Here is a 13,443-nt window from a genome sequence, read left to right on the forward strand (position 1 = left end):
AGCTTTCAGTGGTTTTCAACGGCATTCCTGTTGCAGGTTATGTATCCAGCGAAGGTATTAGCCATGACCCGTCACAAGCCGCTGAGTTAAGTTGCGGGAAACCTTCTCTGCAACTAGAGAACTTCATTCCCTCGTCTTCAACAAGCTCCTTAACTTTCTTCACGATTTCCAATCTCATTCTTCGTGGAAGATAGAAGCCTCGCCCTATTCGTTCTCCTTCCTCAAAGTATAAAGGCTGTAATGATTCGGCTTGCGTAGGAAAAGCTTGAATAAACCTCTTCCAGTTGTCATACCTGACTTTGTACGTACTGCAAGTGACGTGAGAAATTCCGATTGAAGCCAGCTTTCTGACAAGTATTGCAGGGCCATCGTTGAGGAAAGGAATTATGGGGTCAATGCGAACGGATACTGGGATACCTTCTTGAACCAGTTTTTCTGACGCTTTTAGTCGTTTTGAAGGGGATGCGGCAGAAGGTTCGAGAGATTTCGCGATTTCGTCGTCTTCTGTGGTGATGCTCATGGAGACCATGCTTGGAGTTCTTTTTAGTAGGTTGATATCTCTTATTACAAGAGTGGATTTTGTAACCAGCTGAAGCTTGCAGTTGTGTCTTAAAAGAATCTGTAGACATTCTCTAGTTAAGCCTAAAGTTTCTTCTAAAGGCGGGTAGGGGTCGCTAGAATTGGCGATGGAGATAAGTTCGCCGTTTAGTTTAGTAGCTTCTTTTTTTGAGTCTTGGAATCAGGTTTTTCTTTGGTCTACAGCGAAAAAAATCTGGAATGTAAGAACTGACGTAACAGTATACACATCGATGAGAACACCCTGTATATGGATTCATAGTCAGCTTTTTGGGGGAGGTGCATAGTTTTGATTTCCAGGGATCGAAAGGTGTGATTAACATAGGTGGCTACATCAAAGGATGGCGTCGAAACATTTAACTATTAACGAGGTTGCTTCGCACGAGCTCTGCTCTGTATTATGGAAAAGAGGAGAAATAGGTCTGCGTGTAAGACGCCTAGGGTCTCTCTAGATTTTGTAATAAGGCTTCTGAAATGGTTCAAACCACTCGATGCTTTTTTTTTGGCATGTGTGCATGAAACTCAACATAGCGTTAGAGCTAAGGTTCATTCTTGCGTAAATATGCGCGCCGAACTCACGCGGGCTTTGAGAAGAGGGTAACAATGAAAGAGAGACTAAGTAACATATTCACTGGGGAGGATGTGAACTCGTGACTAGATATTTCTTTATAATTCTGCTAAACTCGTCGTTGCAATCACCAACGAATTCTAATTCAATCAATGAAAGTTCTTCAACTGTCATAGATACTTTGGACATATTTCCCAAATTTAACACTATAGTAGACTTCTTTCGCTTACAAAAATGTAAAAGTTATCTATCAGAAAGGATTTTATGCATTCTAAGGGAGCTTTGTCCTTGAAAGCTTTTTCTCAAAATGTAGAGCGACTGCTGAGCCATCTAAGCAGGTTCAAACCAGAAACATTCAATGTAGTTTTGATGCCTGACTTCTTTTTGGATCGTTTCATCTCATGGAATGGAAACGCGAGACATTTTTCAAAAAGTATATCTGAAGTTGTGAACCGTAAGGGGGGGAGTATAGATAATGTGGCGCAAATGGAGACTAGGGGAGGTAACGCTGTTAACACTGCGGAGGCGCTGGCTTCTCTAGGCATGAACGTGTTTCCCATTGTCCACACAAGTAAGCTTGGGCTTAGCCTACTCAAGCTAGGCCTTCAACAATTAGACATTGATCTTTCGTACGTTAAGGTAAATGGCACCGTTTCTATTACAACAGCCTTGGAATTTACACAAGGCAGAGAGAAGAAAAATGTAATGCTGCGTGATCTCGGATCTTTAGAAAAATTCGGTCCAAATAACCTCATAAAAAAAGATTTTTCTCTCTTAGAGAAGACTGATTATGTTTGTGTTTTCAACTGGGCTGGTACTCGAAGACACGGAACAGCACTTGCAGAGACAGTGTTTCACCATGTTAAAACTGAGGGCAGAGGCAAAACTTACTATGACACTGCCGACCCGCTTCCGAATAAACCAAAAATACCTGAACTGGTCGAGAAAGTTTTGCTTCGCAGCGATTTGGTAGATATCTTGAGCGTAAACGAAAATGAAGTCATTACCTTTGCTGAGTATGTAGCACCTAAACGATTGGCCAAACTTCAAGAACAATGTAAGTCCATGTCGGCTCTTGCGAAAGAATGCGCGAAGATTCTAGCTCAAAGATTTACCAGCCGTATAGATCTCCACGCCACAACCTATTCCGCTACTTTTACAAAAAATGAGAGCACCGTCATTCCTGCTTTCAATGTTAAGGCTTTGCGGGCAACAGGCTCAGGTGACGCTTGGAATGCAGGCAATATATATGCAGACGCAAACGATTTTCCAGTTGACCTGAGACTTATGTTTGCAAATGCTGTTGCAGCTTATTACATTAGCGGCCCAACCGGTGAACACCCGCAGGTGTCGCACCTCCGCAATTTCCTTCAAAGAACACTTAGCCAAAGTAATCGATAGCGGTCATCTGTGCTGTGATTAACTGTGAAGCGCTACAAAGCCTTAGCCGTCAAGACACAGTACTGGAAACCTAATGTGGACTATATTTCCAAAATGGTTGCAGCTTTGAAAGGCAAGGTCCAGGATGGTGACATTGTAGTAGTTTCTGAAAAGGCGATTTCGACAGCAATTGGTAACATTGTAGATGAGAGTGTAGTGAAGCCAAGCTTGACAGCATGTTTTCTAGCTAAATATTGGATGCGATATGTTTGGGCATATGTTCTTGGGCCACTCTGCCACTTGCGAAAGAGAGCAATTCTTCACTTTAGAAATTATCCTATCCAAGAAGGTAGTGCTCATAAACAAGTAGCGCTGCAATATTGCGGCTTTTTGCAAGCGTTAATGCATAGCTCTGAAGGCGGAATTGATGGCAGCAATCTTCCATACTCGTATGTTAGTTTGCTCCTGAATAACAGTTATCGTGTAACAGAAAGAATTCGTTGTAGCATAGAAGCAGAGCTTGATAAAAATGTAGGTGTCATGATTGTTGATACTGATAAAACGTATTCTTGGAGAAACTTTCATTTTACTCCCAGACCTAAGCCGATTAAGGGAATACTGTCTGTAGGAGGTTTTCTTAGCTATATCGTCGCGCGGGTCTTGAACTTAAAGAGAAGATCTACTCCGTTGGCTCTTGCTGGCATAAGTATGGGTATCGAAGAGGCTTTAGAGGTTGCAGAGTTGGCCGATCGTGCTCGAGGTTTTGGCGCGGGAAGGACAATTTGGAGCATGGCTGAAACTTTCAACGTTTCTTTAACAGGTGTTTCTTGGAAAATGCTGGAAGAAACAGAACACAGGCCTATTGTTGTGGTTAGATCGATACATTTTGTGCGTGTCTAGTTTTGTGTTTTTTCCTAGTAGTCCAGTGAAGGTAAGTGACTAAGCGTGCGCATCGTAAAGCCCATATAGTGAGATAAGTTACTTGAAGTATTGCTGACTCAAAACTGGAGAAACTAAGATGAGTTCAATAATTAAGCAGATGGGCACGTTTTTCAACCCGAAATCAGTTGCAGTAGTTGGCGCCTCCAAAAAAATCTACAAGGCAGGGCATGTAATTTTCAAGAACTTCGCTGAAAACAAGAGAAGAGGTGTATTCAAGGGAGAGTTATATCCAGTCAACCGCCATGAAACCCACATTCTGGGATACAAAACTTATCCTTCACTAGCCAAAATACGTGGGGGAATCGAGCTTGTTGTAATTGTTGTGCCTGCTGTGGGTGTTCTCAGCGTTATGAAAGATGCTGCTGCAAAAGGCGTCAAAGTCGCAGTGATAATTACCGCTGGATTCAGCGAAATTGGAAAGACTGAACTTGAAAACGCTGTGGTTTCAGTTGCAAAAGAAGCTAACATTCGAATTTTAGGACCTAACTGCCTTGGCGTCTACGACATAAGCACTGGAGTCGACATGTTGTTCTTGCCAGAAACAAAAGTGCTAACAACTGGGGACGAATTCGTTGCAACCCCTCGCCCTATGGCGGGACATCTTGCAATGATTACTCAAAGTGGCGCTTTTGGCGTTGCTGCACTTGATTACTTGAGTGGAATGCAGATGGGTGTAAGCAAGTTCGTGAGTTTCGGAAATAAATGTGATGTAGCTGAGGCTGAGATGCTTGAATACTTTCTTCATGACGACGAAACGTGGGTGATACTTCTTTATGCTGAAGCTATAGAAGCTGGTAGGGAATTCATGAAGGCTGCGGAGAAAGTTACAAAAAGAAAGCCAATAGTTGCCTTAAAGAGCGGGAGAACTAAGGCTGGTGCTAGAGCTGCTGCTTCTCATACAGGAGCCATTGCAGGGTCGGACAAAATCTATGATGCGGCTTTTGCTAAAGTGGGTGTCATTCGCGTTAAGGATATGGAAGAATTTTTTGATGTTGGCAAAGCTTTTACTTTTCAGCCGCCGGCTGCTGGAAATAGCATTGGAATTCTTACTGATGCGGGAGGGCCAAGTGTGATGGCTGTTGATGAGTGTGAGTTACGGGGTTTAACGGTTGAAACGTTCTCTGATGAGGTTCTTGAAAAGTTTGAAAAGTTGAAAAGGGAGGGAGGGCTGCCCAAGTTTGCTACCACCTTGAATCCGGTTGATATTACGGGTTCTGCAACTTCTGAGATGTTTGAGCTCTCAGCAAGGATTTTGTTAGATGCACCTGAAGTTGACGGTTTAATTGTGTTGGGTCTGCATCATACTCCCGCTTTGCAGGAAGATTTTGTGGACCGAATAGCGAATTTGGCGAAGAGTTATACAAAGCCTGTTGTTGCCTGTGACATTGGAGAGACAGAGATGGCGTTGTTTATCCGTTCAAGATTTGAAAAGCTGGGAATTCCTGCTTACTCTACACCGGAAGACGCGGCGCGAGCGATGACTGCGTTGGTGTATTACGGTAAATATTTGAGGAAAATAGATTGCTTTAATGATTATTTGGAGATCTATGCGAAGAGACATGGCGTTAGCTTTTGATGTTGGTGTCTAAGTATATTGTTAGTTTGACTTCGTCGCTGTCCTTTAGCGACAGTGTTTTGCGTAGATGAACTGGTGCAATGATTTCTAGGACATTGGGTGGATGGTTTGTTTTTTCGGGGAGGACAATGGCTCCTTTGATTTTGTTCATTATCAATACATTGAAGCATTGGGCTTGAGAGAAACCCTCTGCTGGGGTGATTTTGATGCCTTTAGACTCTTTTAAGATTTTTTCTAGTTTTTTTGTTTCTCTTTTTGGAAGGTGAATGTTTAATGTTCCAAAGTAAGGGGTAAAGCTTAGTTTTTCTTTGATTTGCCTTGTTGCCCAGGGAATTCTGACAAATTGGCTTCCAGTTCCTTCGCCGCTGAATACGTTTCCTTTTATTGTGACTGTGTTCATCTGTTGACCTTCGATGTGGAAGACCTAATTGCCAGCTTGTTGGTCTGCTTTCGGTTATTTCTGGGTTTTTAGCCATTCAGTTACTTTTTGGAACAAGGGGTTGGTTGACATGTCGATGACTGGGACGATGATTTTTTCTTTTGTTTCGATTATGGGTTTATAGGTTGGCATGGGAGTGTAGCTTAGGAAGGCCCAGTAGATTCTTCTTTTTTCTATGAGTTCTTTTGCGGCTGCTTCGGTGTTTATGGACAGGGGGAAGTAGATGAAAGCTATACCTCGGGCCCAGTATATGCCTGCTGTTTTTCCTCCAGCGATGATGCTTGTGAATCGTGCCAGATCGTCTGGTGTTGGGAATTGGGTGCGTTCAATGACTATGATTTCTTTGAAGGGTTCGTATTTTATTGTGAGTTGGTTCATTTTGTTGTTTTCTCCGTGTCTTCCTTATTTACTGCGGCTTCATTTTTATTCTCTTCGCTTATTTTAGGTTTGTATTTGTGCTTTTAGTGGTTTCTGGTTGGAGCGTGTAACCAGCTGAGCGGAATCGTGGCATAACATAATTTATCATGCAACGAGAGTTCAAAACGATTGGATGAGCACGCGACTTTATCTGCAATGATGTATGCTGTTGAAGACTGAAAGCTTTAATGGCGGGTTAGCTGTTTGGTTGTTCTCCGTTTTGTTGTGTGCCAGTTCCCTCTATACCCAGAGGCATACTTCACCACGCTAAACATCCGCGCCCACAAGTTGACGAACCACAAAATCGAATAAAACGGTGTATAATACAACAGCCACTTGTGATTATACTCTCCATACGCAAACCGTAGCGCAACCGCCTGAGCCATCATGCCTACGAGTAATGCATAACCGCCGAACCACAGTAGGTTGAGCACAAACAGAATCCTGTCGGGTGCAAACCAGAACAAAAACGGGAAACTGATGACTGCGGCGAACTCCACGAAGGCCCCAAAATACTCTACAACCAGACAATACCATAGCAGCAAACTTAGCCAACGTCTCTCTAGCAAAATATCTCGATGAACCCCTAACACGTTGTGGAGCCAGCCAACGAACCATCGAAGCCGCTGACTCCAAAAGCTATCAAGATCTCTGGGTGCAATAGTTCCACACCGCGCTGCATTCAAATATCCCACTCCGTAACCGCGCTTTTGCAGCTCCAACGTAATCTCAGAATCCTCGGTGACCGATTTCAACCTTCTACTATTCAAAATGTCCCTAAGCACACCCGCCTTAAATAGCCCAATCGCTCCGGGAACTACTAAAACAGCGTTTCCCAAAGCCTGTGCACACCGAAAAACGCTTAGCCCTTGACTATATTCTAGCTGCTGCAAAACCACAAGCGGATTATCCTCGGCCTCGCCGTCGCTGGGATGAACATAACCAGTCACCGCTACCTTTCCATTTCTAAGCATGTATTCCACTAGACCTCGCAGCGCGTCCTTATGCCACCAAGAATCTGCATCCACAACCGCCACAACCTGGCCCAAAGCACGATTCACGCCTGTTCGCAAAGCCTCAATCTTCCCTAAATTCGCCATATGCCGCACAACTCGCCCCTTAACCTTCGGATGCCGCCGCATGTTCAACTGTAAACTTGCAAACGCCACCTCATAACTAGCATCAATACTCCCGTCATCTATGACAATAACCTCTACAGGTCCAGGATACTCAATTGTACACCGGAACAAGCTGTCAATGCACCGTGGCAACTTTTTCTCCTCATTGAAAGCCGGCACCACAAACGATACCATAGGATAAAACCCCACCCTATGTCGCTTCGCGTGACGCCGTGACATCCAGGCACCAACCGCTAACAAGCCTCCAACTCCGATACCTAAAAAGGTAAACCACGAATAATACAGCATAACAGCAGCATACCATAGCCAACCTGCGGGCTGAAGCAAAGGCTCGTATCCGAACACTGTCATTGATAACCATTGAGCCAAGACGGGGAAGCCCCACCAGGAAACGAACGCGAAGATGAAAGGCAGCACCAATAGTAGATAATAGAGACGATTGGTTTTTGGCTTTGAAACCGCCACCTTTCTCCCTTCAACAAAACACTACAGCTTGAACGTAAAATAAGTCCTATTCCTCAAAATATAATATTCCAACAGGAAAACATGACACTAGCCCATAAATGACGTGCGTGCCATCTTAAGAGACAGCTTGCGATGCTTGCCTGTGGACGAGTAACCCTGTTATTATTCTCTGCTTGAGAATGCGCGGATCTAAGTTGTTTCTGCTGTTGGTGGGCGCGGCATTAGTCATAATCTTGACTGTTTTTTCTTTTTTGGCATTTCAGACTGAGAATTTATGAAAGGGTACGCTAGGTGAGCCATGGTGTTAAGGTTTTTTTATCCAGTATATTGTTGGTCCGCCTTTAATGCGGGGGGAGTTATTGTTGTTAGTGTTGTTAGTATTGTTGCTTAAGGTTTCAATGATTTCTTTGTAGCTTTGCATGTATTCACAGCCTTTCTTTGTTGTCTTGTAAATGTTCTTTCCTTTTCTGTTTATGATTTCAAGTAGCTGTGTTTCCAACAGCAATTTGAGGTACGTGTTCAATTGGGCAAAACTTAGGTTGGCTTTGTACATGATTTGAGTTTTTAATGCTCCGTTTTTGGCGATGTCGAGCATTTCTGCAATGATAAATAAGCGGTCTCTGCGTTTGTGCGGGTTGTTCCAGTTTATCAATCTGTACACCTTGTCTAGAAATATCGTCTATAACATTCACGGGTGAGGCGGGTTAAAAGGGGTGTTTCGTAAGATTCTATATTCCGTGGGGCGACATATTTTCGTGCGCACATTTGGCTTGACGTTTGTGAAAGGGTCTTGAAAGTTTTCTTGTTGAGTAGAACAGTTTGGTTAATTTGGGAAGGTGAGGCGTCGTTTTTTGACGTTTGGATGGTGTTGTGGGTGTATTTGTGTGCGACGTTTCTACGAGAATGTTTATTAAGACTTCAGATATCATACGCTCTGGGTCGAGAAAATGCTCAACCAAAGATTCTCCACAATAATCCTCCTAACAGTCATAACTATGGCAGTTGCAGCAGTAGTCATAACTTCCGGATTACTCTTCGGAAGCCAAACAATCAACAACCAAGGCAACGTCAACTCCGTAGGGGTAGGTGTCTACTGGGAAAACGCGTGCATAAACGAAATATTAACAATTGACTGGGGCTATATGGAGCCTGGCGCAAGCCAAAACGTCACCATCTATATTCAAAATGAAGGCACAGTCCCTATGACGTTGAACATGACAACCGACAACTGGATCCCTTCTTCAGCTTCCACATACATGACGTTGAGTTGGGACAGCGAAGGCAGCCAAGTTAATGCCAATTCGGTTCTGGAAACGGTCTTAACCCTATCAGTAGCATCAAACATCAGTGAGATTAGCAGCTTCAGCTTCGACATAACCATAACAGGCACCGAATAACACATTCAAAATCTCCCATGTTCTTTAAACCCATGTTTTCCCTTTTTATTGGTGACAGAGAAACCTTTCAGAATGTTGTAAGTTTTCATAAGGGAAAAATACGAATGCGGCGCGCGCGCCTTGTTGTTTATGAAAAGTTATGGGCTGAAGGAGATCTATTCTTTTGATAAGCATTTTGATCGATTAAAGGACATTGTGAGGTTGTCTAAGATTTAGTGTCCAAAAAGTTTTATCTGCGTTCGTGTGTGCTGCGGGTGCGATTCTGAAACTCGGGTCTGAAAGTGTTTGTATTCGCAAGCAAATGATGCTGAGATATTTGGAATAGTTTATTTTTGTGTGGTGTGGTTTTTGCGTTTTGTGCGCGTTGGAGTAACTTTTTTTCGGAATGCTATTATTCCGAAGGCTGCAAGAAATGCTATGAGGATTGTTATTGTTCCTAGGGGAACCTCGGGGACCACATTGTTGAGAGTAGTGGTATAGTGAGTAGAGGTTGGGTCAATAGAGGTTGTTCTAGGTATTGTATCTCCTGTTTGTTCAGTGATTATTACTTCCCAGAGTCCAGCCTTGTCTGTGATTCCGTTTAATATTTTATCATAATTACGGGTGTAGGAAGTTTCTTTGTAGCGAGTCTTGCCTTCGGGGTCTATAACGGTGATGTCGAATGGGGTTTTTGTTGAATAAGTGATTATTCTTACTTTTTCACCCATTTCAAAGGTGCTTGCTGTGGTGCCGTCTTCTTTTGCGACGTATACGTTTATTGCATACGTTTGTTGTGCTAGAGATAGAATTATTACTACAGCGAATGCTATGGTCGTTAGAATGTGCCTGCTCTTTTGCATATGTTCACCCTTTCTGGCTTCTTATTTGGGAGGTAGAAGTTTAAAGGTTTCTGTTATGTTGTACTAGAAAATGTATTCTAGTTTTCTATTTGTTTAGTTCGACTGGTAACAAAGATTCGAATTTTGCGAGGTTGTACGTGTCGAAAATGGTTTTCTTTGAGTCGATTTGAAAACTGTTAGTATAGATAGTGCGAAAAGAATAAGGTATGCGAGATGTGGAATTAAAAGCTCTAGAGGAACTGAAAGGGGAAAGTGGAGAAATGATGGGAGTAAAACTGTTAAGGTGGGCACAGAAAGAGACAGGTGTGACAGCGTGCCTTTGAGTAGCTTTTGCATGTCTTTTGTTTTGAGCATTATTGCCACTGCGACTAGGAAGCTGCTCCATTCTAGGATGATGTTGGTTTGGCTAAGTATGGAGATTGATAGGCCGTACCATGTTGACGTTATGGGCCAGAGAAGTTGGGCTCCTTGTGCTTGTGCACCGCCTGTTATGAAGTCACCGATTAAGCTGTGTTGCGCCAATGCGGCGAAATAGGGTATTGCTTTGCTTCTGTATCGGATGAAGAGTGGGATGAATATTGCTGTTGTAGTTATGATTGAGTGGGTTATGGTTCGGTGTTCCACGCCGGGGATTAGTATGTCTACGTCGGGTATCAACGAGAGTAGAAATATTAGTGGTAGATTGATTTTTTGTTTGAGAAGCTTCGCTGACGCCTTGGCGAATAAGTAGCCTAGTGATAGGTGGCCTACAGCAAACATGTTGTTCCCCGAATCAACAATGCTATCATATAGATATTCTTTGTTCTTAACAGAGATTGTTTGGACAGAAAAAAGTGGGATTGTTTAGTCATTTTCGTCGTTGCTGTGTTTTCTCGGAAACAAAGTGAATGATTTGGTGTGCGTTAGGAGGACTTGTTTCAGCTTTAGATGTAAGCAAACATATTAGTTTGATTCGCATACTTGATGTTTTTGGGAGAAAGTGCTAGGAAGGCTCTCGTTGTCCGTTGCGAAGGGCGGTTTTCTCATGATAATGCTCTGCGAAGATGCTGTAGCGTGTTCTCCTTCCAAAGGTTAACGTCTTCGTTTCGTAGAATGCAACCGGCAGCGTCTTGGTGGCCTCCTCCAGACGCTTGAACCAAGCCTGCGACAGTTGCTTCAGCTAAAGTGGCGAGGTCGGTTTTTGTTTTGCTTCCCCTTCGCAAAGACACCTTTAGCGTTTTCTGAGTTTCAGGGGACATTACGGCGATTATCGTGTTTGGGTTGCTGTGCTGTAGCTGCGTGGCTATTTGGCTGGTAATGTTGAATTTGGGTTTTAGCGAGTAAAATACTACTCGGGTATCTAGATGAAACTCGGCTTCAGAGTCAAACTGTTCCAGATATTTTCTTAATTCTTCGTCAACTTCTCTCCTAAACCTGTGGAGGAGTCTGGCTTTTTTCGTTTTGCCTTCCAGCAACGCTGTAGGGTCGTCCAATTGCAACGCTTCGTTCAAAGCTTCAACCGCCACTCTTGCACCAGAATAGTCTGAGTGTTGATAGCCAGCGTTTACAAGATGTGCCATAATCATTAGGGGAGAGCGAAGCGCGGTTGGCTGGTCGATGGTTTTGAAAGGATAAAGAGAAGGATAACGGTGTCTCACTTCTTCTAGCAAGTCTCTGCATTCTTTAGCTCGATAATCTGCAACTGCGCCTACAGCACCTACCCAACACGTATCATCTTCCTTTGTGTAATGCTTGTATAGGACGTAGGAATAGCATGATGCGGGGATGTTTCTAAGATTAAAGTTCAACGGGTTTATGTGGACGCATCTTTCAGGCCACCTGAGAGATTTTGATTGAATATGATGGTCATATATCAACATACGTGCGCCAAGAAAGCTTAGAATGTTCTTAATTTTCTCTATGGAATTTGTAAGCGCGAGATCAACTGAGACTATAAATTTTGGTTTTTCTTCTTGTAGTTTCTTAAGAAGTCTCGGTGTTAGCTCAACTGAATGCTTCTCTGGCGAGGCGAAATTGAGAAATCCATGTGTGGTTTGCTTGGAAACCAGATTAAGGAGGGTTGCAGTGGCGCAGCAACCGTCCGCGTCGTCGTGAAAGAGTAAGAAGGCAGAGTTTTCTGTGAAAATAGGGGATAATATTGTCTCTGACTGTTTGATGATTTTTAGCCAGTTTTCCAAAGGGGTCAACTTCAAATTGTCGCCAGTTGCTAGGGGCAGAATCAACAGTGGTTGTCTGGGAAGTAGTTATTAAGACTTAGATTTAATGTAACCGAGTTTCACAAGCTTTCCAATGACTTTTGCTGCGTTGTTTTGTGAGGAATCGTGTTCGGTGTCCAGCAGCACTTCAGGGTTCGAAGGCTCTTCATAGGGGTCTTGAATCCCCGTCATGTTAGTTATCTCTCCAGCGAGGGCTTTCTTGTAAAGCCCTTTCGGATCTCGTCTAATGCATTCTTTGATGGAGCAGCTTAGGTAAACTTCGACAAATTTGGGTAGGTTTTCTCTTGCGTAGGCTCTAGTGCTTCTGTAGGGCGAGATCAGAGAAACGATGGCGTTTACGCCGTTTCGTGTTAGGAGTCTGCAGACGTAGATTATTCTTTTGTTGTGTGTGTCTCTGTCTTCCTTGCTAAAACCAAGTCCTTTGCTAAGGTTTCTTCTCACTTCGTCGCCGTCAAACAGCTCCACCTTAAGATTCCTTTCTTTCAATTCACCATGTAGTTTTTGAGCAATCGTTGTCTTCCCCGAACCAGGCAAGCCTGTCAGCCAAACTACAAATCCTTGATCTTCTTGGTTCATTTACGTCACCTCTTCAACGATTTTTCCTTCCATGTCTTCGGGAACTGGAATTCCCATGATTTTAAGCACGGTTGGAGCAAAATCCAACAGGTTTATGTCTTTTATTTTTGTGCCTCCCATTTTTCGTTTGGGATCGTAATACAGGAAGGCTCCATAGTGGGAGTGCACAGCATCATCAGGGCCTTTGTCGTTTTGAGGTAGATAATATGAATCATAGCCTAAAGTTCCTGCTGAACGCCAGCTCAAGTCGTCAAAGTAGACTGTAAGGTCTGGATAGTCGCCTATGCCGTTTGGATAGATTTCCTCAGGAGTGTACACTTTTGTGTCCCATTTTTCGCCTTTTGGCCCTCGAATGGTTTTCAAGTCGTCTGTTATTTGGTCTCTAAATTTCTCGTAGTTCTTAGGCTCTATGACTCCTTGGGGGTCTCTTCCTTTGATGTTAAAGAACATTCTTGCGTGGTAGCCGCCCCATCCCCAAGCTTGGGTTTTGGGCCAGTCAACTTCTGTTTTTGCAAGCGAAGTTCCTCTTGGCGGTGTTTTCTTGAGTTTTAGATATTCTTTTTCAATTAGCCACTGGTTGACGCAGAAGGCTCCTTTCATTCGTTTGGCGCCGTGGTCTGATACTGTAATCACCGAGGTGTTATCGTCTGTAAGTTTTAGTAGTTTGCCAATTTCGCTGTCGATGAGCTTGTAGTAGTCCAGAATGACGTGCTCGTATTTGTTGTTAGGTTTGTAAAGATGGTGTTCCTTGTCAAAGAATTTCCAGAATGCATGATGCACTCTGTCTACGCCTATTTCAACGAACATGAAGAAATGCCAAGGCTTGGTTTTAGCGAGATATCTCAGAACTGTGAAGTGTTGCTTTGTCATTTCGTGAAGCTGCTTTATCATCTTGTCTTTGTCATCTGTTCTA

At 43.4% G+C, this 13,443-nt stretch carries 14 protein-coding genes; 4 read left to right on the top strand and 10 right to left on the bottom strand.

What is annotated here, in order from left to right; genetic code table 11:
* Nucleotides 1-37 precede the first annotated feature (37 nt).
* A complete protein-coding gene (locus NWE91_08370) occupies nucleotides 38-520 on the bottom strand; it encodes a hypothetical protein (protein ID MCW3986401.1) in 483 nt (160 codons plus the stop codon).
* Between the two features lie 912 nt (nucleotides 521-1,432).
* On the opposite strand from NWE91_08370, the gene NWE91_08375 reads away from it, so the two are divergent.
* From NWE91_08375 to NWE91_08385, 3 genes are all read left to right on the top strand, one after another.
* Entirely contained in the window at nucleotides 1,433-2,545 is a 1,113-nt protein-coding gene (locus NWE91_08375; GenBank protein MCW3986402.1) for a PfkB family carbohydrate kinase, read from the top strand.
* A 24-nt stretch (nucleotides 2,546-2,569) separates the two neighbouring features.
* A complete protein-coding gene (locus tag NWE91_08380) occupies nucleotides 2,570-3,424 on the top strand; it encodes a coenzyme F420-0:L-glutamate ligase (protein ID MCW3986403.1) in 855 nt (284 codons plus the stop codon).
* A 118-nt stretch (nucleotides 3,425-3,542) separates the two neighbouring features.
* A complete protein-coding gene (locus NWE91_08385; protein MCW3986404.1) occupies nucleotides 3,543-5,042 on the top strand; it encodes a CoA-binding protein in 1,500 nt (499 codons plus the stop codon).
* Here NWE91_08385 and NWE91_08390 read toward each other — a convergent pair.
* The 4 genes from NWE91_08390 to NWE91_08405 form a co-directional block, all read right to left on the bottom strand.
* Nucleotides 5,032-5,442: a CTP-dependent riboflavin kinase gene (locus tag NWE91_08390; protein ID MCW3986405.1), complete on the bottom strand. Its 411-nt coding sequence runs from the start codon at nucleotides 5,440-5,442 to the stop codon at nucleotides 5,032-5,034. The genes NWE91_08385 and NWE91_08390 overlap by 11 nt on opposite strands.
* A 54-nt stretch (nucleotides 5,443-5,496) precedes the next feature.
* Nucleotides 5,497-5,859, bottom strand: a complete 363-nt coding sequence (locus tag NWE91_08395; GenBank protein ID MCW3986406.1) for a hypothetical protein — start codon at nucleotides 5,857-5,859, stop codon at nucleotides 5,497-5,499.
* 224 nt (nucleotides 5,860-6,083) lie between these two features.
* A complete protein-coding gene (locus tag NWE91_08400; GenBank protein MCW3986407.1) occupies nucleotides 6,084-7,502 on the bottom strand; it encodes a glycosyltransferase family 2 protein in 1,419 nt (472 codons plus the stop codon).
* Nucleotides 7,503-7,806: 304 nt separating this feature from the next.
* Nucleotides 7,807-8,154 (bottom strand): winged helix-turn-helix domain-containing protein, encoded by a 348-nt coding sequence (locus tag NWE91_08405; GenBank protein ID MCW3986408.1) that lies wholly within the window; start codon nucleotides 8,152-8,154, stop codon nucleotides 7,807-7,809.
* 295 nt (nucleotides 8,155-8,449) lie between these two features.
* Here NWE91_08405 and NWE91_08410 point away from each other — a divergent pair, with 295 nt between their 5' ends.
* Nucleotides 8,450-8,899, top strand: coding sequence for a hypothetical protein (locus tag NWE91_08410; protein ID MCW3986409.1), 450 nt, complete (start codon nucleotides 8,450-8,452; stop codon nucleotides 8,897-8,899).
* Between the two features lie 326 nt (nucleotides 8,900-9,225).
* Here the strand turns inward: NWE91_08410 and NWE91_08415 are convergent, their stop codons facing one another.
* The 5 genes from NWE91_08415 to NWE91_08435 all read right to left on the bottom strand — a co-directional run.
* Entirely contained in the window at nucleotides 9,226-9,738 is a 513-nt protein-coding gene (locus tag NWE91_08415) for a hypothetical protein (GenBank protein MCW3986410.1), read from the bottom strand.
* Between the two features lie 93 nt (nucleotides 9,739-9,831).
* Complete coding sequence (locus tag NWE91_08420; GenBank protein ID MCW3986411.1) at nucleotides 9,832-10,497, bottom strand: metal-dependent hydrolase; 666 nt, start codon at nucleotides 10,495-10,497, stop codon at nucleotides 9,832-9,834.
* A gap of 263 nt (nucleotides 10,498-10,760) precedes the next feature.
* Nucleotides 10,761-11,960: a DHHA1 domain-containing protein gene (locus NWE91_08425; GenBank protein MCW3986412.1), complete on the bottom strand. Its 1,200-nt coding sequence runs from the start codon at nucleotides 11,958-11,960 to the stop codon at nucleotides 10,761-10,763.
* Between the two features lie 24 nt (nucleotides 11,961-11,984).
* Nucleotides 11,985-12,530 (bottom strand): adenylyl-sulfate kinase, encoded by a 546-nt coding sequence (cysC, locus tag NWE91_08430; GenBank protein MCW3986413.1) that lies wholly within the window; start codon nucleotides 12,528-12,530, stop codon nucleotides 11,985-11,987.
* A partial coding sequence (locus NWE91_08435) for an alkaline phosphatase family protein (GenBank protein ID MCW3986414.1) occupies nucleotides 12,531-13,443 on the bottom strand: 913 nt, incomplete at its 5' end. It lies immediately after the preceding gene.

The sequence above is a fragment of the Candidatus Bathyarchaeota archaeon genome (genome assembly GCA_026014805.1).
Classification (GTDB): domain Archaea; phylum Thermoproteota; class Bathyarchaeia; order Bathyarchaeales; family SOJC01; genus JAGLZW01.

Bases quoted from the DNA above. Each gene is read 5' to 3' on its own strand.
- NWE91_08370 (MCW3986401.1), bottom strand. From the start codon at position 520: ATGAGCATCACCACAGAAGACGACGAAATCGCGAAATCTCTCGAACCT.
- NWE91_08385 (MCW3986404.1), top strand. From the start codon at position 3,543: ATGAGTTCAATAATTAAGCAGATGGGCACGTTTTTCAACCCGAAATCA.
- NWE91_08390 (MCW3986405.1), bottom strand. From the start codon at position 5,442: ATGAACACAGTCACAATAAAAGGAAACGTATTCAGCGGCGAAGGAACT.
- NWE91_08395 (MCW3986406.1), bottom strand. From the start codon at position 5,859: ATGAACCAACTCACAATAAAATACGAACCCTTCAAAGAAATCATAGTC.
- NWE91_08410 (MCW3986409.1), top strand. From the start codon at position 8,450: ATGCTCAACCAAAGATTCTCCACAATAATCCTCCTAACAGTCATAACT.
- NWE91_08415 (MCW3986410.1), bottom strand. From the start codon at position 9,738: ATGCAAAAGAGCAGGCACATTCTAACGACCATAGCATTCGCTGTAGTA.
- NWE91_08420 (MCW3986411.1), bottom strand. From the start codon at position 10,497: ATGTTTGCTGTAGGCCACCTATCACTAGGCTACTTATTCGCCAAGGCG.
- cysC (MCW3986413.1), bottom strand. From the start codon at position 12,530: ATGAACCAAGAAGATCAAGGATTTGTAGTTTGGCTGACAGGCTTGCCT.